The organism is Caenispirillum salinarum, assembly GCF_044803115.1.
In the GTDB taxonomy this organism is placed as follows: domain Bacteria; phylum Pseudomonadota; class Alphaproteobacteria; order Rhodospirillales; family Rhodospirillaceae; genus Caenispirillum; species Caenispirillum salinarum_A.
This window is the reverse complement of record NZ_CP085224.1, coordinates 1738957-1760376: the sequence shown is the minus strand read 5'-3', so window position 1 is coordinate 1760376 and position 21420 is coordinate 1738957. Positions and strand designations below refer to the sequence as shown.

General features: G+C 69.4%; 23 protein-coding genes. 13 read left to right on the top strand and 10 right to left on the bottom strand.

Translation table 11 applies throughout. The features are described from left to right. Nucleotides 1-123 precede the first annotated feature (123 nt). The 6 genes from lptF (at nucleotide 124) to LG334_RS07920 (ending at nucleotide 8245) form a co-directional block, all read left to right on the top strand. Nucleotides 124-1254 (top strand): LPS export ABC transporter permease LptF, encoded by a 1131-nt coding sequence (gene lptF, locus LG334_RS07945; protein ID WP_404384977.1) that lies wholly within the window; start codon nucleotides 124-126, stop codon nucleotides 1252-1254. Continuing rightward, the gene (gene lptD / locus LG334_RS07940) at nucleotides 1251-3755 is read left to right on the top strand and encodes an LPS assembly protein LptD (RefSeq protein ID WP_404384975.1); all 2505 of its coding nucleotides are present in this window, start codon (nucleotides 1251-1253) and stop codon (nucleotides 3753-3755) included. The genes lptF and lptD overlap by 4 nt, the downstream gene beginning before the upstream one ends. 44 nt (nucleotides 3756-3799) lie before the next feature. Then, nucleotides 3800-5164, top strand: coding sequence for a peptidylprolyl isomerase (locus LG334_RS07935; protein WP_404384973.1), 1365 nt, complete (start codon nucleotides 3800-3802; stop codon nucleotides 5162-5164). 49 nt (nucleotides 5165-5213) lie between these two features. Continuing rightward, nucleotides 5214-6254: a 4-hydroxythreonine-4-phosphate dehydrogenase PdxA gene (gene pdxA / locus LG334_RS07930; protein ID WP_404384971.1), complete on the top strand. Its 1041-nt coding sequence runs from the start codon at nucleotides 5214-5216 to the stop codon at nucleotides 6252-6254. After that, on the top strand, nucleotides 6251-7123 hold the full coding sequence (rsmA, locus tag LG334_RS07925; RefSeq protein ID WP_404384969.1) for a 16S rRNA (adenine(1518)-N(6)/adenine(1519)-N(6))-dimethyltransferase RsmA: 873 nt from the start codon (nucleotides 6251-6253) through the stop codon (nucleotides 7121-7123). Before pdxA ends, rsmA begins: the two co-directional genes overlap by 4 nt. Before the next feature lie 162 nt (nucleotides 7124-7285). Further along, on the top strand, nucleotides 7286-8245 hold the full coding sequence (locus LG334_RS07920) for a two-component system response regulator (RefSeq protein WP_404384967.1): 960 nt from the start codon (nucleotides 7286-7288) through the stop codon (nucleotides 8243-8245). A gap of 46 nt (nucleotides 8246-8291) precedes the next feature. Here LG334_RS07920 and gloA read toward each other — a convergent pair whose 3' ends face one another. The 4 genes from gloA to LG334_RS07900 form a co-directional block, all read right to left on the bottom strand. Then, nucleotides 8292-8771: a lactoylglutathione lyase gene (gene gloA, locus LG334_RS07915; RefSeq protein ID WP_404384965.1), complete on the bottom strand. Its 480-nt coding sequence runs from the start codon at nucleotides 8769-8771 to the stop codon at nucleotides 8292-8294. A 672-nt stretch (nucleotides 8772-9443) separates the two neighbouring features. After that, the gene (locus tag LG334_RS07910) at nucleotides 9444-9590 is read right to left on the bottom strand and encodes a hypothetical protein (RefSeq protein ID WP_404384963.1); all 147 of its coding nucleotides are present in this window, start codon (nucleotides 9588-9590) and stop codon (nucleotides 9444-9446) included. A 56-nt stretch (nucleotides 9591-9646) separates the two neighbouring features. After that, nucleotides 9647-10258 (bottom strand): guanylate kinase, encoded by a 612-nt coding sequence (gene gmk / locus LG334_RS07905; protein WP_404386327.1) that lies wholly within the window; start codon nucleotides 10256-10258, stop codon nucleotides 9647-9649. 157 nt (nucleotides 10259-10415) lie between these two features. After that, complete coding sequence (locus LG334_RS07900) at nucleotides 10416-11330, bottom strand: YicC/YloC family endoribonuclease (protein WP_404384961.1); 915 nt, start codon at nucleotides 11328-11330, stop codon at nucleotides 10416-10418. Between the two features lie 114 nt (nucleotides 11331-11444). On the opposite strand from LG334_RS07900, the gene LG334_RS07895 reads away from it, so the two are divergent. The 3 genes from LG334_RS07895 to LG334_RS07885 are packed head-to-tail and all read left to right on the top strand — an operon-like array spanning nucleotide 11445 to nucleotide 13070. Then, nucleotides 11445-11897, top strand: coding sequence for a nucleotidyltransferase family protein (locus LG334_RS07895; RefSeq protein ID WP_404384959.1), 453 nt, complete (start codon nucleotides 11445-11447; stop codon nucleotides 11895-11897). A 1-nt stretch (nucleotide 11898) separates the two neighbouring features. Then, entirely contained in the window at nucleotides 11899-12279 is a 381-nt protein-coding gene (locus LG334_RS07890) for a DUF86 domain-containing protein (RefSeq protein ID WP_404384957.1), read from the top strand. Then, nucleotides 12276-13070 (top strand): SDR family NAD(P)-dependent oxidoreductase, encoded by a 795-nt coding sequence (locus tag LG334_RS07885; RefSeq protein WP_404384955.1) that lies wholly within the window; start codon nucleotides 12276-12278, stop codon nucleotides 13068-13070. Before LG334_RS07890 ends, LG334_RS07885 begins: the two co-directional genes overlap by 4 nt. A gap of 87 nt (nucleotides 13071-13157) precedes the next feature. Here LG334_RS07885 and LG334_RS07880 read toward each other — a convergent pair whose 3' ends face one another. The 6 genes from LG334_RS07880 to fabD all read right to left on the bottom strand — a co-directional run bounded on the left by LG334_RS07880 (nucleotide 13158) and on the right by fabD (nucleotide 18262). Continuing rightward, a complete protein-coding gene (locus LG334_RS07880) occupies nucleotides 13158-13520 on the bottom strand; it encodes a hypothetical protein (RefSeq protein ID WP_404384953.1) in 363 nt (120 codons plus the stop codon). Nucleotides 13521-13644: 124 nt separating this feature from the next. Further along, nucleotides 13645-14649 (bottom strand): endolytic transglycosylase MltG, encoded by a 1005-nt coding sequence (gene mltG / locus LG334_RS07875; protein ID WP_404384951.1) that lies wholly within the window; start codon nucleotides 14647-14649, stop codon nucleotides 13645-13647. A gap of 114 nt (nucleotides 14650-14763) precedes the next feature. Next, nucleotides 14764-16029, bottom strand: coding sequence for a beta-ketoacyl-ACP synthase II (gene fabF, locus LG334_RS07870; RefSeq protein WP_404384949.1), 1266 nt, complete (start codon nucleotides 16027-16029; stop codon nucleotides 14764-14766). A gap of 99 nt (nucleotides 16030-16128) precedes the next feature. Further along, nucleotides 16129-16365 carry an acyl carrier protein gene (locus LG334_RS07865; protein ID WP_009540671.1) on the bottom strand — a complete coding sequence of 79 codons (237 nt, stop codon included), beginning with the start codon at nucleotides 16363-16365 and terminating at the stop codon, nucleotides 16129-16131. Nucleotides 16366-16531: 166 nt separating this feature from the next. Next, nucleotides 16532-17269: a 3-oxoacyl-[acyl-carrier-protein] reductase gene (gene fabG, locus LG334_RS07860; protein WP_404384947.1), complete on the bottom strand. Its 738-nt coding sequence runs from the start codon at nucleotides 17267-17269 to the stop codon at nucleotides 16532-16534. Nucleotides 17270-17317: 48 nt separating this feature from the next. Further along, nucleotides 17318-18262, bottom strand: a complete 945-nt coding sequence (gene fabD / locus LG334_RS07855; protein WP_404384945.1) for an ACP S-malonyltransferase — start codon at nucleotides 18260-18262, stop codon at nucleotides 17318-17320. Nucleotides 18263-18550: 288 nt separating this feature from the next. Here fabD and rpsF point away from each other — a divergent pair, with 288 nt between their 5' ends. The 4 genes from rpsF to LG334_RS07835 all read left to right on the top strand — a co-directional run bounded on the left by rpsF (nucleotide 18551) and on the right by LG334_RS07835 (nucleotide 21318). Beyond that, a complete protein-coding gene (rpsF, locus tag LG334_RS07850; RefSeq protein ID WP_404384943.1) occupies nucleotides 18551-19024 on the top strand; it encodes a 30S ribosomal protein S6 in 474 nt (157 codons plus the stop codon). A 3-nt stretch (nucleotides 19025-19027) separates the two neighbouring features. Beyond that, a complete protein-coding gene (gene rpsR, locus LG334_RS07845) occupies nucleotides 19028-19261 on the top strand; it encodes a 30S ribosomal protein S18 (RefSeq protein ID WP_404384941.1) in 234 nt (77 codons plus the stop codon). A 22-nt stretch (nucleotides 19262-19283) separates the two neighbouring features. Continuing rightward, complete coding sequence (gene rplI / locus LG334_RS07840; RefSeq protein ID WP_404384939.1) at nucleotides 19284-19895, top strand: 50S ribosomal protein L9; 612 nt, start codon at nucleotides 19284-19286, stop codon at nucleotides 19893-19895. A gap of 265 nt (nucleotides 19896-20160) precedes the next feature. After that, entirely contained in the window at nucleotides 20161-21318 is a 1158-nt protein-coding gene (locus LG334_RS07835; RefSeq protein WP_404384937.1) for an iron-containing alcohol dehydrogenase, read from the top strand. The last annotated feature ends 102 nt before the right edge of the window (nucleotides 21319-21420 follow it).

The window sequence follows — 21420 nt, the reverse complement described above, 5'->3', positions numbered from 1 at the left end:
GCGGTGTTCAGGTACCCCGCGGCGGACGGATGGCGGGCCGCGCGGCAGTCGTGGCCGCGACCGGGCAGCGGGGGATATTTCGCGCTGGTTTCCCGCACCTTCATCCCCCTATAATCCGCCGCCATGCGAATGATCACGCGCTACATCCTGCGACAGTTGACGACGGGCACGCTGCTGGTGGCGGCGGGGCTGGCCGTCATCTTGTGGCTGACCCAGTCCCTTCGGCTGATCGAAACGATCATCAGCAAGGGCCTGGGGATGGGCACCTTCATATCGATGACCATGCTGCTGATGCCCAGCTTCCTGGTCATCGTGCTGCCCATCGCGCTGTTCGCCGTGATCCTGTTCACCTACAACCGCCTCAACGGCGACCGCGAGCTGGTGGTGATGCGCGCCGTCGGCCTTGGTCCCTTCGGGCTGGCGCGGCCGGCGCTTCTGCTGGCCTTCGTCCTGATGCTCATCACCTACGGCCTGACGCTTTATGTGGCGCCGCTGTCGGTGGAGACCTTCCGGGAAACCCGCTGGAAGGTGCGCAACGACGTCGCCGGACTGGTGCTGGAAGCCGGCGCCTTCAACGAACTGGAGGAAAACCTGACCGTGTACGTCCGCGACACCGGGCCGGACGACACGCTGATCGGGCTTCTGATCCACGACAAGCGGAAGGCCGCCGCCCCGGTAACGGTGATGGCCGAGCGCGGGGCCCTGGTCCAGCCGGAAAGCGGCCCGCCGCGCATCCTCATGGAGAACGGCAACCGGCAGGAGGTCACGCCGGGCACGGGGCAGCTGTCTCTGCTGTACTTCGACCGTCACGTCATGGAGCTGGGCAGTCTGGGCGGCGATGCCGGCCCGCGCTACCGCGACGCGCGCGAGCGCCCGCTGATCGAGTTGCTCACGGCCGACGCCAGCAGCGAAAGCGAGACGCGCAAGTTCCGCGTGGAGGCACACCAGCGTCTTGCCTCGCCGCTGCTCAACATCAGCTTTGCGTTGATTGCGCTGGCCACCATGCTGACCGGCCCGTTCAACCGTCACGGCCAGGGCCGCCGCGTCATCGGCGGCGTCTCCGCCATGATCCTCGCCCAGTCGTTCGGACTGGCCGCCGTCAATCTGGCGAGCGATTCCCTCACACTCATTCCCCTGATCTACGTGGCCGCCATCGTCCCGGGGCTCATTGCGCTGGGCATCATGGCGCGCGCCTCCTCGGGAGGAAAGGCACCGCCTGCCCCACGCGCGGCCACGGCCGGAGGACCATCATGAAGCGCCGGCATCTCATGCTTTCTTCCTCTGCCGCGGCGCTCAGCCTGACGCTGGCCGTCGCCGCCCTCCCGCTCGGGACCGCACCGGCGAGCGCGGCGGTGGGGCCGGGCTGGACGCCCTCGCCGCCGCTGTGGGAGACGGCCCAGGTGCAGGCGACGCAGGGCGCCGCACCTTCAGAGCAGGCGCCGGAGCCGGAGCCGGCGGCCGTGGCGATCGACCCGCCCGGCGAACTGGGCGAGCCGGTCTCCGAGCGCATCACTCAAGGCGGCGGGCCCCTGGCCAGCCCCGAGATCCCGCCTGACCGGCTGGCGCCCCTTCGCGCGTTGGGGCCGGAAATTCCGCGGCAGCAGCTTCGCAACCTGCCGCGGCCCTACACGCCGCCGGCTGTTCCGCCGACCGAGGAGGGGCAGCCGCGGGCCTCCGTCGTCGCCGATGAACTCAGCTACGACGAAACCGAGGAGGTCATCACGGCCACCGGCGGCGTCGAGATGGTCTACGAGGGCCGCGTGCTGCGCGCCGACACGGTCCGCTACGACACCGTGGCCGACCGCGTCACCGCCGAGGGCACCGTCAGCCTGGTGGAGACCGACGGCACCGTCTACTTCTTCGACTACACCGAGCTGACCGGCGACATGAAGTCGGGATTCGCGCGCGAGGCGACGCTTCTGCTGGCCGACCGCTCGCGCGCGTCGGGCGAGCTGATGACCCGCGAGAACGAGGTCAGCACCATGCGCCGGGCCATCTACACGGCCTGCGACCCGTGCGAGGACCCCGACGCGGCGCCGCTGTGGCGCCTGCGCGCCCGGCGCGTGACGCACGACGAGGTCGACAAGACGGTGTACTACCGCGACGTCTGGCTGGAGGCCGCCGGGCTGCCCGTGTTCTACACGCCGTACCTGTCGCACCCCGACCCGACGGTCAAGCGCAAGAGCGGCTTCCTGCCGCCGTCCTACGGCACCTCGAAGGACCTGGGCACCGAGATCACCGTGCCCTACTACCTCGTCATCGACGACAGCCAGGACCTGCTGAGCGCGGTGCGGTGGACCGACCTTCAGGGGCCGGTGCTCGAGGCGCAGTACCGCGGCCTCTACACCTCCGGCATGATGGAGGTGCAGGGCAGCATCACCCAGGACAACAACGTCGACCCCGACACCAACGTCGACGGCAACGACCGCATCCGCAATCATCTTCGCGCCAAGCTCGAATGGCACTTCGACCCGACCTGGCGGGGCGGCGTCGACCTCAACATGGCGTCCGACGACACCTACATGCGCAAATACGACTACGGCTCCGATGCGTGGCTGGTGAACGAGGCCTATCTCGAGGGCTTCCGGCGCCGCACCTATGCCCGGGCCCGCGGATTCTACTTCCAGGAACTGCGCGTCGGCACGGACCCCGGCCGTGTGCCGCGGGTGCTGCCCGAACTGACCTACAGCCACTCCAGCGCCCCCACCGACGCCGGCGTCTACTGGACCTTCGACGCCAGCGGCCTGTCGCTGACCCGCAGCGAAGGCACCGACACCACGCGCGTTGCGGCGGAAGGATCGTGGAACTACATTCACTACGGCTCGCTGGGTGACGTCACCGAACTGTCGGCGGCCCTGCGCGCCGACGCCTATATCGTCGACACCGCCGAAGAAGCCACCTTCCGCACCGTCGATTCCGGCACCGTGGCGCGCGTCATCCCGACGGTGGGCGCAAGCTGGCGGTTCCCGTTCACCCGCGACAACGGCTGGTTCCGCGAGGTGCTGGAGCCGGTGGCGTCCGTCTACATCAGCCCGCGCGGCCAGAACAAGGACGAGATCCCCAACGAGGACAGCCGCGACTTCGAGTTCGACGCCACGAACCTGTTCTCGCACAACCGCTTCACCGGATGGGACCGTGTCGAGAACGGCCCGCGCGCCAACTACGGCGTGCGCTGGGCCGGCTACTGGCCCGATGGCAGTTCGGCGTCGGCGCTGTTCGGCCAGAGCTGGCATATGTACGATGACGGCTTCTTCGGCCCGGAATCTGGGCTGGACGAAGAATTTTCCGACTACGTGGGCCGTGCGACGGTCAACATTTCGTCCTATTTCGACGCCTCGACCCGGTTCCGCCTCGACCGCGAGGACCTGGAGCCCAAGCTGACCGAGGTCTCGGCGTCGGGCGGTCTTCCGGTCCTGCGGTTGTCGGCCAACTACCTGCAGGCCGTCGGCGAGACCACGGTCGACGACCAGTTCGGCGACCGCGAGGAAATCACGGTCGGCGCCCATAGCCGCTTCAGCCGGTACTGGACCCTGTTCGCCGGAACACGGTGGAACCTCGACGACAAGGAAGAGCCCATCAACTGGTACGCCGGAGGCCTCTATGACGACGAGTGCTTCTCCCTTCAGGCCACGATGACGCGGGACTACACCGCCGACCGCGACTACCAGGGCGGGTTCTCGGCCATGTTCCGCATCGTCTTCAAGACCCTGGGCGAAGTGAACATCGGCTCCAATCAGCTTCAGGACGAGCAGTAGGCCGCCCCCGCCCGCATGCACGCACGATGGTATCGAGACAGCACATGAGCATCCAGACCGCCAGCCCCCGCTCCGCCGCGTCCGCGTCCGCGCCGCGCTCCGCCGCCCGGCTGCGCCACCGCGCCCGCCGGGTCGCCGCCGCCGGCCTTGCCGCCGCGCTGCTGCTGTCCGCCGCCCCCCTGGCGCCGGGCGCCCTGCCGCTGTCGGCATCCCCGGCGGCCGCCCAGGACATCCAGCGCATCGCGGCTGTGGTCAACCAGGACGCGGTGTCGCTGCGCGACATCATCACGCGCATGGATTTCATCATTGCGACGTCGAACCTGCCCGACAGCCAGGAAACCCGCCAGCGCCTGCTGCCGCAGGTCCTCCAGGGGCTGATCGGCGAGACCCTGCGCATGCAGGAGGCCGAGCGCCTGGGGATCGAAGTCGCTGAGTCCGACATGGCCGAGGGCATCCGCCAGGTGGAGGCCCAGAACAACCTGCCGCCCGGCGCGCTCCGACAGCAGATGACCCAGGCCGGCGTGCCCTTCGGCACCTTCGAGCGCCAGGTCCGGGCGGAAATCGCCTGGATCAAGGTGGTGCAGTCCTCCCTCGCCGGCCGCGTGACCGTCAGCGAGTCCGAAGTGGACGCGCGCCTGGAGCAGCTGAAGGAGGTCCAGGGCAAGCCCGAGGCCCTGCTGGCCCAGATCTACCTGCCCGTCGAGGACCCGACGCGCAAGGCCGAGGTGCGCCAGGCGGCCGAACGCCTGGCCCAGCAGATCGCCTCGGGCGCCAACTTCCGGGCGCTGGCCCAGCAGTTCAGCCGCGATCCCTCGGCGGCGCGGGGCGGCGACATGGGCTGGGTCCCGCTGCCGACGCTGGAGCCCGAACTGCGCGAGGCCATCGCCGAGACGCCGGAAAGCCGCATCACGCCGCCCGTGCGGACCGCCGCCGGCTACACCATCCTTCTGGTGCGCGGCAAGCGCGTCGCCGGGGCGCAGGCACCGGCCCGACAGGGGCTGGATCTGGCGCAGATCATGCTGCCCGACACGGGCGCCAACGCCATGACCGAGGAACGCCGCGCCGCCCTGACCGAACGCGCCCAGGCGACGCGCTCGTGCGAGGAGTTCGTGGCGTTGGCCGAAGACATCGGCACGCCGGGCTCCGGCCGCGTGGGCACGGTGACGCCGGGCGACCTGCCCCAGGCGGTCGCCGCCGCCATCTCCGACCTGCCCGAGGAGCAGGCCAGCCGGTCGGTTCCGGTTGCCGGCGGCGAGGTGGTGGCGATGATCTGCGACCGCTCGGGCTCCGGCGGCCTGCCCGACCGCGAGGCGGTCCGCCAGCAGATCAAGCAGGAGAAGGTGGAATCCCTGTCCCAGCGCCGCCTGCGCGACCTGCGCCGCGCCGCCATCGTTGACGTCCGACTCTGATGCGCGGCGGCGGCGCCGGGCGCCCCGTTCCAACACCCGGGAGGCCGACATGACCGAGCCCACGCCCCTGCCCGCCCCGCCGCTGGCGGTGACCATGGGCGAGCCGGCGGGCATCGGCGGCGACATCACGCTGACCGCCTACGCCCGGCGCTCCGGTACCGCGGCCGGCGACCGCCGGCTGCCGCCGTTCTTCGTCATCGACAGCCCCGAGCGCCTGGAAGCCCTGGCGGCCCGGCTGGGCGTGCCGGCGACCGTCCGCGAGATCACGGCGCCCGAGGAGGCCCTGGCCGTCTTCCCCGATGCCCTGCCCGTGCTGCGCCAGGATCTGCCCGCCGCCGTCGAACCGGGGCAACCCGATCCCGCCAATGGCCCGGCCGTTGTCGCCGCCATCGAGCGCGCGGTCGCCCTCACGGCCGACGGGCGAGCAGGCGGCGTGGTGACCAACCCCATCAACAAGGCGGTGCTCAAGCAGGCCGGGTTCAGGCACCCCGGCCATACGGAATTCCTGGGCGAACTGGCGGGCGGCGCCACGCCGGTGATGATGCTCGCGTGTCCCGGTCTGCGCGTCGTGCCGGTCACGGTCCACCTGTCCCTGCGCGCGGCCGTGGAGACCCTGCGCCGCGAGACCATCGTGGAGATCGGCCGCCTGACCGCCGAGGGCCTGCGCCGGAACTTCGCAATCGCCCGCCCGCGATTGGCCGTCGCCGCGCTCAACCCGCACGCCGGCGAGGGCGGCGTCATGGGGCGCGAGGAGATCGAGATCATCGCCCCGGCCGTCGCCGACCTGCGCGCCCTGGGGATCGAGGCCTTCGGCCCGGCGCCCGCCGACACCCTGTTCCACGAGGCCGCCCGCACGCGCTACGACGCGGCGCTGTGCATGACCCACGACCACGCCCTGATTCCGCTCAAGACCATCGACTTCGCCGGCGGCGTCAACGTGACGCTTGGCCTCCCCTTCGTCCGCACGTCGCCCGACCACGGCACCGCCTTCGACATCGCGGGCACGGGTGCCGCCGACGACACCAGCCTGTGCGCCGCCCTGCGCATGGCCGGCGAGATGACCACCCTGCGCCGGACAATGCCCGCATGACCCGCAGCCAGCCCACCCTGCACGACGCCGCCCCGGGCGAGACACTGGCCGCCGACGGCCTGCCGCCCTTGCGCGACGTCATCGCCCGCCACGACCTGGCGGCGCGCAAGAGCCTGGGACAGAACTTCCTTCTGGACCTCAACCTGACCGGCCGCATCGCGCGCGCGGCCGGAGCCATCGACGAGGGCACGGTGGTCGAGATAGGGCCCGGCCCCGGCGGCCTGACGCGCGCGCTGCTCTACGCCGGCGCCCGCAAGGTCATCGCCATCGAACGCGACCCCCGCGCCCTGCCCGCCCTGGCAGAGATCGCGCAGCGCTGGCCCGGACGGCTGGAGGTCATCGAGGCCGACGCCCTGGAGGTGGACGTCGCGGCCCTGGGCGACGGGCCCCGGCGGATCGTCGCCAACCTGCCCTACAACGTCGCCACGCCCCTGCTGCTGGGCTGGCTCAAGCGCCTGGACGTTCTGGCCGGCATGACGCTGATGTTCCAGAAGGAGGTGGTGGACCGGCTGGTGGCAAAGCCGCGCACCAAGGACTACGGCCGCCTGTCCGTCATCACCCAGTGGCTGTGCCATGTGGAGCCGGTCTTCGACATCAATCCGCGCGCCTTCACGCCGCCGCCCAAGGTCATCTCGACGGTGGTCAACCTGACGCCGCGCAGCCGGCCCCTGTGCGAGGCGGACTTTGCGACGCTGGAAAAGGTGACGGCGGCCGCCTTCGGGCAGCGTCGAAAGATGCTGCGCGCCAGCCTGAAAACGCTGGCCGGCGGCGACGGCGAGGCACTGTGCGCGCGGGCCGGCCTCGCCCCGACCGCACGGGCGGAAGAACTGTCGGTCGAGGATTTCTGCGCGCTGGCACGCTGCCTTTGATGCAGCGCAACACACCTTTGCGCTGCGAATATCCTTTTTTACAGGTCGACCCTATACCCACGACGAGCGTCTTATGAGTCTTACGATTTAACGCCGACAGGGTCTGCGGCGCGGTCGTCCCGGGGGAGACGGGTGGCGGCGCCGAAACAGGGGTAAGGCGCCATGGCTCACACGTATTTCTTCAACAATGTCACCGCCATCGTCGCGGATTCGCGCAAGCCGCGCCTGCAGGTGCTGAGGTCCAGCCTGTACTACATGGGCTTCCGCGACACCGAGTGGGCGGAGACGGTGCAGGACCTGGAAGAGACGGCGGAACGGGTGAAGCCCGACATCATCATCGCCGCCCTGGACCTTCCCGGTGGCGACGCCAGCGGCTACTTTCGCCGCATCCGCACGGGCATGAGCCGCGTCGACCCCTTCACGCCCATCATCGCCGTGCTGTCGGAAGCGGCGCCGGACACCGTGCGCCGGGGTGTCGACAGCGGCGCCGACGACCTGCTGATCCATCCGTGGTCCGAGGGCTATCTGGACCAGCGGCTGCACAACCTGATCCACGCGCGCAAGCCCTTCGTCGTCACGTCCGACTACGTCGGGCCCGAGCGCCGCGCCGCGCCGCGCCCGGGGCACCAGGCGCCGATCATCACGCCGGTCAACGTGCTGGAGGCCAAGGCGCTCAAGCGCAAGGATGCGGACGCCGTTGCCGGCGACCAGCAGGCCTGCCGCCGGGCCCTGAGCGCCCACCGAATGCGGGCGCTGGCGGGCCTGATCGTCGGCCTGATCGGCGACATCAACGGACGCTACGCCCGCGGCATGGTCATGGATGACGCCAATGCCCGCGACCTTGCCCGCCTGACCCGCGCGGCAGAGGAGGGCCACCTTCAGGGCCGGCTCGTGGGGGATACGACCGGCGCCAAGGACATGATGGCCGACGTGGCACGCCACGCCCGCCTGTGCCGCGACGCCCAGGAGTTCGGCCGCATTGCCAGCATCGCCGAACTGGATGCACTGGGCGGCAGGCTGGCCGAGGCCTTCGACCTGGACACGGCCCTGCTGCTGGACAACCCCACCGCGGGCGGTGCCGCGGCAGGCACCGACCGCGCCCCGCGCATCGCGGCGGAATAGACCGGGCCGGCCGCGTCGGGCACCCGCCGACCGGGCGCTGCACCGCTCACCAGGAGCCGGTGTTCTCCATGCTCGCCCAGGGCTCCTCGGGGGCCTTGGCCTCGCCCTTCTGCAGCAGCTCGATGGAGATGCCGTCGGGCGAGCGGACGAAGGCCATGCGGCCGTCGCGCGGCGGGCGGTTGATGGTCACGCCGCCGTTGCGGAGTGTCTGGCAGGTGGCGTAGATGTCGTCGACCCGAAAGGCCAGGTGACCGAAGTTGCGGCCGCCCGTGTACTCCTCGGGGTCCCAGTTGTAGGTCAGCTCGATCATGGGCGTATTGAAGCTGACGGCGCTGGCGGCGGCCTCGCCCTTGGCCGTCTCGCGGTCGGCCTCCTGCAGGTCCTGCGGGGCTGCCAGGAACACCAGCGTGAAGCGGCCCTGCTCGCTCTCCTTCCGCGTGACCTCCACCATGCCAAGCTTGTCGCAGTAGAAGTCCAGCGACTTGTCCAGATCGCTGACACGAACCATGGTGTGCAGGTATTCCATCGGGCGGACCTCCTGTGGATGGGGAAGCGAAGCGATGTCCCTCACCTAGGACGCCGGCAGCCCGATGAAAAGCGCCATTTGCGGCGGGAGGGTGGCTCTACGGCACATCGGCCGGGCGAATGGCGGCGCGTCGGGCGGCGGCGGCGACATCCATCCGTTCATGAAGACCATCGAGGACCTTTACCGTTTCTCGCGCTCAATGAAGAGCAGGATGTGAGGCGGCTTGTGAACGCGCTGCCCCGGCGGAGCATAGCGGGACCGGCTGAAGCGCACGTGGTAAAGCCGCATCCCGGCCGCGATGTCATCGCGCACGACGACTCCTGTCCGGCCCGGATCGGTGGCGATGTCACGAAATGCCTGAATGAAAAGGTTTTCGTATCGCTCCCGCGCCAAGGGCCCGTACTGAAAACTGCTTTATTCAAGAGTCAAAGACAGTGCGGCGTCCGCGGCAGCCGTCAGGCGGAAATTATGCACGCCGTCTGTCCCTCCGGCGGGCTTCGGCCCTGGCTTCCGCTTCCCGACCAAGACCGCGAACGAAGTCTTCAATCTCGGCGTCGGACCGAAGCGTCACGTACCGTCCGGCTTCGATATCCGCGCGACCGCGGTCCGCCGCATCTTTCAGGACGACGTCCCAAGCATCGCGTTCCGGTCCCGCTTGGGGCAGGTCCCAGTTCATGCCCGGCGGATGTTCCACCCCTTCCGCCACCGCTCGGCGGCGTCCGTGCATTCCCCCCGCGCCACGGCGGCGGCAATGAAGTCCGCCTGTTCCTCGGTCAGGGTAACGGTGACGGTGCGTGTGCGTGGCGTGCGGTCGGTCATGGCGTAACTCCGGCTGCCGGTTCCCTGAAGGTACGGTCCTCGGCGCCCGGCGGCAATCAATCGGCCTCGGCGCCGCGCATGCCGTTGACGAACTCCGCCAGCCCCACCTGCCGCGTGCGTTTCAGGCGCTCGGCGTGGAGGATGGCGGTGACGCTGGCGATGGACTGCTCCACATCGTTGTTCACCACGACGTAGTCGTATTCCGGCCAGTGGCTCATTTCGTCGGCTGCCTTGGCCATGCGCTTGCGCACCACGTCGTCGCTGTCCTGGGCACGGCCACGCAGGCGGCGCTCCAGTTCGTCGACCGTGGGCGGCAGGATGAAGATGCTTACGAGATCCTGGCGGGCGTTGGCCGCAAGCTGCTGCGTGCCCTGCCAGTCGATGTCGAACAGCACGTCGCGCCCGCCGGCCAGGCTGTCCATGACCGGCCCCTTGGGCGTGCCGTAGAAGTTGTCGAAGACCCGCGCGTGCTCCAGCAGTTCCTGCCGGTCGACCATGCGCTTGTAGGTCTCCACGCCGATGAAATGATAGTCGCGACCATCCTCCTCGCCGGGGCGGGGCGGGCGGGTGGTGACCGAGACGGACATGGCGAGGTTGTCGTCCCGCTCCAGCATGGACCGCGAGATGGTGGTCTTGCCCGCACCCGAGGGCGAGGACAGCACCAGCATCAGGCCGCGGCGCCGGATGCCGTCGGACGGCTGGCCGCCGCCGGCGCCGGCGCCCTGGTCGACGGCGCAGGAAGTGGACTGGGACGACGAAGACGACGACACGGCGACAGACATGGTTGCTTCCCCCTCGGCGGGCTTGAGCCCTTCTCTCACTCGATCACTCGATGTTCTGAACCTGCTCGCGGAACTGGTCGATGACGGCCTTCAACTCCAGCCCGATGCGCGTCAGCGCGACGTCCTGGGCCTTGGAGCACAGCGTGTTGGCCTCGCGGTTGAACTCCTGGCAGAGAAAGTCCAGCCGCCGGCCCACCGGTCCCTTGTCCGCGGCGATCAGCTCGCGGGCCTGGGCGATGTGGGCGCGCAGGCGGTCCAGTTCCTCGCGCACGTCGCCCTTGACCGCCAGCAGCGCCAGTTCCTGCGCCAGGCGGTCCTCGGAGACCTGCGTCTGCGCGTCGACCAGCGCCGCCACCTGTTCCCGCAGGCGGGCCTTCACGGCCTCCGGCCGCAGGGCGGCGGTGCCGGCGGCCTGCTCCACCAGGTCGGCGATGGTGTCCAGATGCCCGACAAGCACGGTCTCCATCCGCGCGCCCTCGTCGGCGCGGGCCTGGGCCAGCTTCACCAGGGCGTCGTCCAGAACGGCGATGAGGGCGGCGTCCCGTGCCTCGCGGGCCTGCGCGTCCGGTTCCTCCTCGCCGACCTGCTCCAGCACGCCCTTGAGCGCCAGCAGGCCGTCCAGACGCGGCATTTGCACCCCGGCGACGTCGCCGGTCTTGATCTGCCAGCGGCGGGCGGCGTCCATGATCTGGTCGAGCAGGGCCTCGTTGACGCGGTAGGAGGGCTGCTCGTCGGCCCCGGAGACCGTCAGGGTGACCGAAACGTTGCCGCGCTTGAGCCGCTTCGCCACGGCCTCGCGCACCGCGATCTCCAGCCCGTCGTAGCCGGGCGGGATGCGCCAGCGGGTCTCCAGGCCCTTGCCGTTGACGCTGCGCACCTCCCAGATGCAGGTGGTGCCGGACCGCGTGGGATCGGCCCCTTCGGCGCGGGCGAAGCCTGTCATGCTGGCGATGGGCACGGATAACGTCCTCTCGGTCCTCGTTCGTCCGCCGGTTATAGCCTCGCGCGGCCCGGGCAACAACCCGCGCATGCCCCTTCCCCACAACGGCGGCGCGGGCGTAGGATGGCCATCATGAGCAGAGCATCCCACCGCAAGAGCCGCCGCCCGCGCCACCGCCGGCATCCGGGCTCCGACGATACCGAAATGACCGAGCTGACCGTCACCGTCCCGCGCGATCGCGCCGGCGCCCTGAAGCGCTACGCGGCACGGCTGCGCAAGTCCAATCCCGCCCGGCGCGAGGAAGTGCTCTGGCGTCTCAAGCGCCACCTGCACGAGTTGGAGCGATTCGGCGTCGCGCGGCTGTCGCTGTTCGGCTCGGTGGTGCGCAACGCCGCGCGGCGCGAGAGCGACGTGGACCTGCTGGTGGAGTTTCTTCCCGGACGGCCCGACGGCATGCTGGAGTTCGTGGAACTGAAACACCTGCTGGAGGGCATCCTGCAACGCCCCGTGGACCTGGTCACGCCCGCCAACCTCAAGCCGCGGATCCGCGACCGGGTGCTGAGCGAATCGGTGAGGGTCCTCTGACATGAGCTACAAGGACTGGCGCGTGCGCCTGGACGACATGCTGGAGGCCATCGACCGCTGCCGCCTCTACATCGCCGGCCTGACGGAGGACGATTTCGTCGCCGACAGCAAGACCATCGACGCCGTGGCGCGGAACCTGGAGATCATCGGCGAGGCCGCCGCCCGCGTGCCGGAACCGGTGCGCGCCGCCCATCCGCGCGTGCCCTGGCAGGACCTGGCGGAAATCCGCCACGTACTCATCCACGAATACCACTCCGTCGACCCGGAGATCCTCTGGCGCACGGTGACCGGCGACCTGCCGCCGCTGGCGGTCATGCTGCGTGCCGTGCTCGACGATGAAAGCCTGCCCGCCGAAACCGACGAGGAGTCCCGCCACCCATGAGCCGCCGCACCCCGGACCCCCGCCACATCCTCATCACCGGCGGCTCGTCGGGCATCGGCCGGGCGCTGGCGCTGGAATACGCCGCGCCGGGGGTGCGGCTGACGCTCACCGGCCGCAACCGCGAGCGCCTGGACGACGCGGTCAACGCCTGCCGGGCCGGTGGCGCGGAAGCCGAGGGGCGGATCGTCGACGTCGCCGACCGCGACGCCATGGAAGCCTTCGTGCTGGAGACCGACGCGACCCGCCCGCTGGACCTGGTGGTGGCCAACGCCGGCATTTCCGCCGGAACGGCATCCGGCGGCCAGGGCGGGCTGTTGGGCGAAAGCGCCGAGCAGACGCGGCGCATCATGGCGGTGAACGTGGACGGGGTGATGAACACCGTCCTGCCCCTCATCCCCCGCTTCCGCGAGCGCCGGGCGGGCCAGATCGCGCTGGTGAGCAGCATGGCCGCCTTTCGCGGCTTTCCCGGCGCGCCGGCCTACTGCGCCAGCAAGGCGGCGGTGAAGACCTGGGGGGAGGCCCTGCGCGGCTGGCTCGGGCCCGAGGGCGTGCGGGTGTCGGTCATCTGCCCCGGCTTCGTGGAAAGCCGCATCACCGCGGCCAACGATTTTCCCATGCCGTTCTTCATGTCCGGCGAGAAGGCGGCGCGCATCATCCGCCGGGGCCTGGCCCGCGACAGGGGCCGCATCGCCTTTCCCCTGCCCACCTACATGGGAAGCTGGCTGGCCGGGGCCCTGCCCGACGGGCTGGTGGACGCCATCACCCGGCGGATGCCGGCGAAGGGCGGATAGGCATTGGACAGACCCGGCACCCTACGCCGACGCAGGCACCGGCTAGCCACAGAACGTCGATAAAACGTCGAGACAATCTCGACGTTCTCACCCGCCTCCGCTCGCCATGCGCCACAGGGCTTCAGAGTACGGCAGCGTTGCGAGCACGCGGCTTTCCCGCATGACCCAGCCCTGCACGAGGCCGCGGCAGGCATCGTTGTCGCGGTCGAACTGGCGGCGGCAGATGGCGTCGGGGCTGTCGAGGAAGCGCATGTCCGACGCGCGCGTCAGCAGATACACCATGCCCACCGGCGCCTCGGCCGGCTTCGCCACCGGCGCCGACACGGATGTCAGGCCATCGGGCACCGACGGCGCGGCGGACGGCTGAACGACGAAAAGCCCGACCTGGGTGCTCAGCGCCACCCCCAGGATCAGGCCCGTGAGCGCCATGCTCATCAGGACCTTGCGCATTTCCGGGTGCTCCCGCTCTCTCGTTCTCTGGTGCGTGCCGCACTCTTGACGCGAATCATGCCGCACTCTGCCGCCACTGGCAATGGGATTGATACCGTAACGTTTCGACCCCCGGCGAAATCTGCTATTCGCCCGCCCGCTGGCGCTCTATGCGCCGCCACTTGGCGACGTTGCGATTGTGCTCACGCAGGGTCTTGGCGAAGGCATGGCCGCCCGTGCCGTCGGCGACGAAGTACAGGTCATCCGTCTCCGCCGGGTTCAGCACCGCCGCCAGGGACTCCCGCCCCGGATTGGCGATGGGTCCCGGCGGCAGGCCGCCGATGACATAGGTGTTGTAGGGCGTTTCCTTCTCAAGCTCGGACTTGCGCAGCGGCCGCCCCAGGTCGCCGTCCTCGGGGTCCAGGCCATAGATGACGGTGGGGTCCGACTGCAGGCGCATGCCGCGCCGCAGACGGTTGACGAACACCGCCGCCACCCGCGGCCGCTCCGACGCCAGCGCCGTCTCCTTCTCGACGATGGAGGCCAGGATGACGGCCTCCTCCGGCATGTCGATGGGCAGGTTCTCGGCGCGGGTCGGCCAAAGGTCGTTCAGCGCCGCCTTCATGGCGGCTTCCATGCGCGCCACCACCGCCGCCCGGCTGTCACCGCGGGTATAGTGGTAGGTTTCCGGCAGCAGCGTGCCCGTGGCGGGCGGCGGCTCGGGAACCGCGCCCGTCAGCGCCTCGGCCCGGCTTACCAGCGCCATGACCTCGGGCGACGTCAGCCCCTCCGCCACCGTCAGGAAGCGCGCCACCACCTTCCCCGACGCCAGGATGTCGGTCACCTCGGCCATGGAGACTCCGGGCGCGAACTGGAACTCGCCGGCATGCAGGCCGGCGGCCTTGCCGCTTTCGCGGACCTTGAGCTTGAAGATCAGCTTGGAGACGTCGCGGTCGGCGATGACGCCGGCATCCGCCAGGGTCTCGGTGATGCGGGCCAGGCCGGATCCCTTGGGCACCTCCACGATCACCGGTTCCTCCAGCGGGCCCCGGGCTGTGAAGGTTTCGCCGGCAAACCAGTAGAGGCCGTAGGCGAGCCCCGCACCGGCCAGGATGACGACGAGGACGAGGGCAAGAAGAGCGCGTTTCATCGGTGGCCGATCCTCGGCGGACTGCGGTCAGGTGAAGACGCGAACGGGGCGGACGATCAAACTCGCCCGCCCCGTCGGCAGAGTGCTTGGCACGCGGGCCTCACGACGCCGTCGTCAGGACGGCGCGCGGCCCATCACCAGCGAGGCGTTGGTGCCGCCGAAGCCGAAGCTGTTGGACAGCGCGTAGGTGACCTCGCGTTCCTTGGCCTTGTGCGGCACCAGGTCGATGTCGCAGGACTCCGACGGATTGTCGAGGTTCAGCGTCGGCGGCACGATCTGGTTCTGCAGGGCCAGCATGGAGTAGATGGCTTCCACCGCACCGGCCGCACCCAGCAGGTGACCAATGGCCGACTTGGTGGACGACATGGACAGCTTGTAGGCATGGTCGCCGAACAGGCGCTTCACCGCCCCCAGCTCGATTTCGTCACCCAGCGGCGTGGAGGTGCCGTGGGCGTTGACGTAGTCGATCTGCGACGGCTCCAGCTTGGCGTCCTTCAGGGCGTTGCGCATGGCGCGGAAGCCGCCGTTGCCATCCTCGGCCGGGGCCGTGATGTGGTAGGCGTCGCCGGACATGCCGTAGCCCAGAACCTCGGCATAGATCTTGGCGCCGCGGGCCTTGGCGTGCTCGTACTCCTCCAGCACCAGGACGCCAGCGCCCTCGCCCATGACGAAGCCGTCGCGGTCCTTGTCCCAGGGGCGCGAGCCCTTTTCCGGGGTGTCGTTGAAGCCGGTCGACAGGGCGCGGGCGGCGGCGAAGCCGCCGATGCCCAGGCGGCAGATGGCCGCTTCGGCACCGCCGGCGACCATCACGTCGGCATCGCCGTACTTGATGATGCGGCTGGCGTCGCCGATGGCGTGGGCGCCGGTCGAGCACGCGGTGACCACCGCGTGGTTCGGCCCCTTGAAGCCGTACTTGATGGACACGTGGCCCGAGACGAGGTTGATCAGCGAGGACGGGATGAAGAACGGGCTCAGCTTGCGCGGGCCGCCGCGCGAAAGCGTGTCCTCGGCGTTGGCGATGCTGCCCAGGCCGCCGATGCCCGACCCGATGATGACACCGGTGCGTTCGCGCTCGTCCTCGTCCTCCGGCGTCCAGCCGGCGTCCTCGATGGCCTGGATGGCGGCGGCCATGCCGAAGACGATGAAGGGGTCCATGCGACGGCGGTCGCGCGCGGGCACGACATCGTCGGCGTTGAACCGGTAGGGCTCGTTTTCGTCGGTCGGCACCTGCCCGGCGATCTTGGCCGGAAGATCCGACACATCGAATCGCTCGATGGCGCGGATGCCGCTTTCGCCGTTGATCAGGCGCGTCCAGTTGCCCTCGACGCCGCTACCCAGCGGCGTGATTAGGCCGACGCCGGTGACGACAACTCGTCTCATGGCTCTCTCGATATCTACCTCTGAAACGGCCCGGCGCGCTGCGCCAGGGCCTCAAGGAGGGTGGCGCCGCCGGACCGTATCGCGGCAGCGCGCCCGCCCTTACTTCGAGTTCTTCTCGATGAACTCGATCGCGTCCTTGACGGTCAGGATCTTCTCGGCCGCGTCGTCGGGAATCTCGACGCCGAACTCTTCCTCGAAGGCCATGACCAGCTCGACGGTGTCCAGGCTGTCGGCGCCCAGATCGTCGATGAAGGAGGCGTTTTCGGTGACCTTGGACTCCTCGACACCGAGGTGTTCCACAACGATCTTCTTAACGCGCTCGGCGACGTCGCTCATGTCGTCAATCCTCAAATTCACAAAGTGTTGTGTGTCGGTACGATCGGGTACGCCAAATACCCGGAATCAAGCCGGGGATCGGCGTTTGGTAGCACACTTGTCCGGCCTTGACCACACGTAACGCGCCCGAACCGGGAGTCAAGCGCAGCCGCGGCCGAAACAGGTGTCAGATCATCGCCATGCCGCCGTTGACGTGCAAGGTCTGGCCGGTGATGTAGGCGGATTCGTCGCTCGCCAGGAAGACCACGGCGGCGGCGATGTCGTCGGGCGTGCCCATGCGGCCGGCGGGGATACCGGCGTTCAGCTTGGCCTTCTGGTCGTCGGACAGCTTGTCGGTCATGGCCGTCTCGATGAAGCCCGGCGCGACGCAGTTCACGGTGATGCCGCGGCTCGCCAGTTCCTGCGCCAGCGACTTGGACATGGCCGTCATGCCGCCCTTGGACGCGCAATAGTTGGCCTGCCCCGGATTGCCGGTGTGGCCGACGATGGAGGTGATGTTGATGATGCGCCCGGCGCGCTTTTTCATCATGGGCCTGGCGACGGCGCGGCACAGGCGGAAGGCGGCCGACAGGTTGACCGCGATCACCTGGTCCCAGTCCTCGTCCTTCATGCGCAGGATGAGGCCGTCGCGCGTCAGGCCGGCGTTGTTGACCAGGATGTCGATGCCGCCCATGGCCTCGGTCGCCGCCGGGATCAGCTGCTCCACGTCCTCGGCCGAGCCCAGATTGCAGGGCAGCACGTGGACGCGGTCTCCCAGCGTGACGGCCAGGGCGTCCAGCGCCTCCTTCCGGGTGCCGGACAGGCCGACGACGGCGCCGCGCGCGTGCAGGGTCTTGGCGATCTCCGCGCCGATGCCGCCCGAGGCGCCGGTGACCAGGACGGTCTTCTCGGTCAGGTCGAACATGCCGTTTCAGTCCCTTTCCTTATTATGAGGCCGGTGGCGCGGACGCGCTCAGCCGATGGTCTTGAGGAAGGCCTCGATATCGGCCGGGCCGTTGACGGCGGTGGCCGACAGCGAGCGGTCGATGCGCCGGGCCAGGCCGGTCAGCACCTTGCCGCTGCCCAGCTCCACCAGTTCCTCGACGCCCATGCCCTTCATGGCCAGCACGCTCTCGCGCCAGCGCACCGCGCCGGTCACCTGCTCCACCAGAAGCTCGCGGATGGCGGACGGATCGGTGGTCGGCTGGGTGGTGACGTTGGGCACCAGCGGCACGCGCGGGGCGCGGATGTCGACGTTCGCCAGCGCCTGCGCCATGGCGTCGGCGGCCGGGCGCATCAGCGGGCAATGGAAGGGGGCGGAGACGGGCAGCAGCACCGCCTTCTTCGCACCCTTTTCCTTGGCGATCTCGATGGCGCGCTCGACGGCGGCCTTGTGGCCGGAGACCACCACCTGGCCGGGCGCGTTGTCGTTGGCGGCCGTGACCACCTCGCCCTGGGCGGCCTCTTCCGCCACGGCGCGGGCGTCGTCGATGTCCAGGCCCAGCAGGGCGGCCATGGCGCCCTCGCCCACCGGCACGGCCTTCTGCATGGCCTGCCCGCGGGTCTTGAGGAGTCGGGCGGTGTCGCCCACCTCCAGCGCGCCGGCGGCGCACAGGGCCGAGTATTCGCCAAGCGAGTGGCCGGCCACGACGGCGGCGACCTTGGCCAGGTCCATGCCGCCCTCGCGCTCCAGCACGCGGACGACGGCCAGGCTGACGGCCATGAGCGCCGGCTGGGCGTTCTCGGTCAGGGTCAGGTCGCTTTCCGGCCCCTCGAACATCAGCTTGGACAGGTTCTGCGAGAGGGCCTCGTCGACCTCCTCGAACACCTCGCGGGCGGCCTGAAACGCCTCCGCCAGATCCTTGCCCATTCCGACGGCCTGCGATCCCTGGCCGGGAAACACCAGTGCACGCGCCATGGTGCGTCTTCCTCCACCGTGTTGTACAACCCTTCGGCGCCCTGGCGGGCGCGAATTCGGGCGAAAGTGCGCAGGCCGCGCGCCCGTGTCAAGCCAAAGCACCGGACAAACGCGCCGCGGCCGGTGAAAGTCCTTGCATCCTGGCCGCGAGCCGGTATCTTACGCGCCTTCACGAAAGTGTCCCTTGCCGGGTCACCGCGTCGGCCATGTGCCGGCGAGGCCCCGGCTATGCCCGTCGGCCGTGGTGGCCGTGCGGGATGAGACAAGCCATAAGGGGTCTTAACGACTATGCCTTTGTATGAAACCGTCCTGATCGCGCGCCAGGACATCTCCGCCTCTCAGGTGGAGCAGCTGGCGGACGAACTGGCGAACATTCTCGGCCAGGGTGGCGGCTCGGTCTCCAAGAAGGAGTACTGGGGCCTGCGCAACCTCTCCTACCGCATCAAGAAGAACCGCAAGGGTCACTACGTTCTGCTGAACGTCGACGCCCCGGCTCCGGCTGTCCACGAGATGGAACGCCTGATGCGCCTGAACGAGGACATCCTGCGTCACATGGTGGTGCGCGTCGAGGAGCTGGAGGAAGGTCCCTCGGCCATCCTGCAGACCCGCAACGAGCGCGGCGACCGCGACCGTGGCCCGCGTGGCGGCCGTGGCCGTGAGCGCGGTGGTGATCGCGGCGACCGTGGTGATCGCGGCGACCGCGGTGGAGACCGCGGCGACCGTGGCGACCGCCGTCCCGAGAACCGAGCCGAAGGAGCCTAAAGCATGGCTGCTACCCGCCGTCCGTTCTTCCGCCGTCGCAAGACCTGTCCGTTCTCCGGCGCCAACGCGCCGAAGATCGACTACAAGGACGTGAAGCTGCTGCAGCGCTTCGTGTCCGAGCGCGGCAAGATCGTCCCGTCCCGCATCACGGCTGTCTCGACCAAGAAGCAGCGCAAGCTGGCCCAGGCCATCAAGCGCGCCCGCTTCCTGGCCCTGCTGCCGTACGTTCTGAAATAAGCCGGGTCAGGAGGACATCGACATGACCGAAGTCATTCTGCTCGAGCGCATCGTGAAGCTGGGCCAGATGGGCGACACCGTGAAGGTGAAGCCCGGCTATGCCCGCAACTACCTGCTGCCCCAGGGCAAGGCGCTGCGCGCTTCCGAGAAGAACAAGCAGTACTTTGAAAGCCAGAAGGCGCAGATCGAGGCCCGCAACCTGGAGCGCCGCAAGGAAGCTCTGGACGTGGCCGAGCGCATGAAGGACCTGAACCTCATCATGGTCCGTCAGGCCGGTGAGGGTGGCCAGCTCTACGGCTCCGTGACCGCCCGCGACGTCGCGGACGCCATCAAGGAGCAGGGCTACAGCATCGAGCGCGGCATGGTGGAAATGCACCAGCCGATCAAGTCGCTGGGCCGCTACGAGGTTCCGGTGATGCTGCACGCCGAGGTGACCCTCAACGTGCCGGTGACCGTGGCCCGCTCTCAGGAAGAGGGCGAAAACCAGGTCAACGCCACCGATCTGGTGGAAGCCGACGTGGAAATCGAGGACGAGGTCCTCGGCTTCGACAACACGCCGGAGTCCGTCCAGGCCGAGGAAGACGAGCTGTACGGCACGGAAGCCGAAGCCGAAGAGGGCGAGGAGCAGGCGTAACCCGCCCGCTTCTGCCCGCACCACCCTCGGGTTGGCGCGCAAGGCTTGAGAAAAACCCCCGTCACCGCGAGGTGGCGGGGGTTTTTTGTGGGTCAGCCCCACCTCCGCTCCATCCGGCAACCCCACCCGGGGTATGCCTTTTTCGCAAGCCTGTCGCGCCGCATTCGCCCGTACACTGGGAAGCGTACCGGGGCTCGGCCAAGCCCGCGCGAGAAGACAGGGCGGCTCTCCCGGTCCGAGGAACGGATCGTCCAAGGAGGGCGCCATGACCAATCTTCTCACCTGCCCCCGTTTCATGCTGGTCGGCGGCGGCACCGCGGGCCGCATCCCCGAGGTGCTGGGCCGCATGCGGGTCGACCGGCCGCTGCTGGTCACCGACGCCGCGCTGGCCGAGACGCCCATGTTCAATGCCGCGCTGCAGACCCTGCGCGACAGCGGCCGCTGCGTCCAGGTGTTCGCCGACACCGTTTCCACCCCCACCGACGGCGTCGTCGCCAGGGGGCTGGAGATGCTGAAGGCGGGCGACTTCGACGGAATCGTCGCCTTCGGCGGCGGCAGCGTCATGGACACCGCCAAGGCCATGAACGTGCTCTATTGCGGCGGCGGGTCGTTGCGGGATCACGCCCTGCCCGACCATCTGGCCGACATGCGCGTGCTGCCGCTGCTGTGCGTGCCGACCACCGCCGGCACGGGCTCGGAGGCCAGCCGCTTCTGCGCCGTCACCGAGGATGCCACCGGCGAGCACCTGCTGCTTTCCGGCCTCGCCTGCGTGCCCGAGGGCGCGGTGGTGGATTACGAACTGACGCTGGACCTGCCGCGCCGCCAGACCATCGACGCCGGTCTGAACGCGCTCACCCACGCGCTGGAAGCCTACGTCAGCCGCAGCGCCTCCACCCTGTCGGACGCGCTGGCGCTGTCGGCCCTGCGGCTGATCGGCCGCGCCCTGCCCAAGGTCGTCAAGGCGCCCCACGACGCCAAGGCGCGCGAGGACATGATGCTGGGCGCCATGGAGGCCGGCATGGCGTTCTCGGACGTGTCCTCGGGCCTGACCGACGGCATGAGCCGCGCCATGAGCCTGTTCTTCCGCGTCCCCCAGGGCATTGGAAGCGCCATGCTGCTTCCGGCCGTCGCCAGCTTCGGCCTCGCCATGGCGCCGGAACGTTATGCGCTGGCCGCGCGCGCCATGGGCATCGCCACCGAGAATGACGACGACGACATGGCCGGCGCCAAGCTGGTGGGCTTCCTGCGCCGCCTGTGCGCCGAACTGGATGTGCCCAGCCCGCGCGCCTTCGGCATCGACGAGGAAGAATACATGGACGCCCTCGGCCGCATGGCCAACGCCGCTCTCGCCCCGGTGCCGGGCGCGCCGGCGGTCGCCTCGGCCGAGCAGGTGGAGCATCTGTACCGCCAGGCGTACGAGTAGGAAAGCGGGAGCAGAGCAAGGGCAGTCGGCAGGCTTTCCAACAGCCAAAAAGTCGCGGGGAGCGCGAGGGCGACCACGTTGGTCCCCTCGCCCCTTGTCGTG

Coding starts and splice junctions, on each gene's coding strand:
- lptF (WP_404384977.1), top strand. CDS start 124: ATGCGAATGATCACGCGCTACATCCTGCGACAGTTGACGACGGGCACG.
- lptD (WP_404384975.1), top strand. CDS start 1,251: ATGAAGCGCCGGCATCTCATGCTTTCTTCCTCTGCCGCGGCGCTCAGC.
- LG334_RS07935 (WP_404384973.1), top strand. CDS start 3,800: ATGAGCATCCAGACCGCCAGCCCCCGCTCCGCCGCGTCCGCGTCCGCG.
- pdxA (WP_404384971.1), top strand. CDS start 5,214: ATGACCGAGCCCACGCCCCTGCCCGCCCCGCCGCTGGCGGTGACCATG.
- rsmA (WP_404384969.1), top strand. CDS start 6,251: ATGACCCGCAGCCAGCCCACCCTGCACGACGCCGCCCCGGGCGAGACA.
- LG334_RS07920 (WP_404384967.1), top strand. CDS start 7,286: ATGGCTCACACGTATTTCTTCAACAATGTCACCGCCATCGTCGCGGAT.
- gloA (WP_404384965.1), bottom strand. CDS start 8,771: ATGGAATACCTGCACACCATGGTTCGTGTCAGCGATCTGGACAAGTCG.
- LG334_RS07910 (WP_404384963.1), bottom strand. CDS start 9,590: ATGACCGACCGCACGCCACGCACACGCACCGTCACCGTTACCCTGACC.
- gmk (WP_404386327.1), bottom strand. CDS start 10,258: ATGCTGGTGCTGTCCTCGCCCTCGGGTGCGGGCAAGACCACCATCTCG.
- LG334_RS07895 (WP_404384959.1), top strand. CDS start 11,445: ATGAGCAGAGCATCCCACCGCAAGAGCCGCCGCCCGCGCCACCGCCGG.
- LG334_RS07890 (WP_404384957.1), top strand. CDS start 11,899: ATGAGCTACAAGGACTGGCGCGTGCGCCTGGACGACATGCTGGAGGCC.
- LG334_RS07885 (WP_404384955.1), top strand. CDS start 12,276: ATGAGCCGCCGCACCCCGGACCCCCGCCACATCCTCATCACCGGCGGC.
- LG334_RS07880 (WP_404384953.1), bottom strand. CDS start 13,520: ATGCGCAAGGTCCTGATGAGCATGGCGCTCACGGGCCTGATCCTGGGG.
- mltG (WP_404384951.1), bottom strand. CDS start 14,649: ATGAAACGCGCTCTTCTTGCCCTCGTCCTCGTCGTCATCCTGGCCGGT.
- fabF (WP_404384949.1), bottom strand. CDS start 16,029: ATGAGACGAGTTGTCGTCACCGGCGTCGGCCTAATCACGCCGCTGGGT.
- LG334_RS07865 (WP_009540671.1), bottom strand. CDS start 16,365: ATGAGCGACGTCGCCGAGCGCGTTAAGAAGATCGTTGTGGAACACCTC.
- fabG (WP_404384947.1), bottom strand. CDS start 17,269: ATGTTCGACCTGACCGAGAAGACCGTCCTGGTCACCGGCGCCTCGGGC.
- fabD (WP_404384945.1), bottom strand. CDS start 18,262: ATGGCGCGTGCACTGGTGTTTCCCGGCCAGGGATCGCAGGCCGTCGGA.
- rpsF (WP_404384943.1), top strand. CDS start 18,551: ATGCCTTTGTATGAAACCGTCCTGATCGCGCGCCAGGACATCTCCGCC.
- rpsR (WP_404384941.1), top strand. CDS start 19,028: ATGGCTGCTACCCGCCGTCCGTTCTTCCGCCGTCGCAAGACCTGTCCG.
- rplI (WP_404384939.1), top strand. CDS start 19,284: ATGACCGAAGTCATTCTGCTCGAGCGCATCGTGAAGCTGGGCCAGATG.
- LG334_RS07835 (WP_404384937.1), top strand. CDS start 20,161: ATGACCAATCTTCTCACCTGCCCCCGTTTCATGCTGGTCGGCGGCGGC.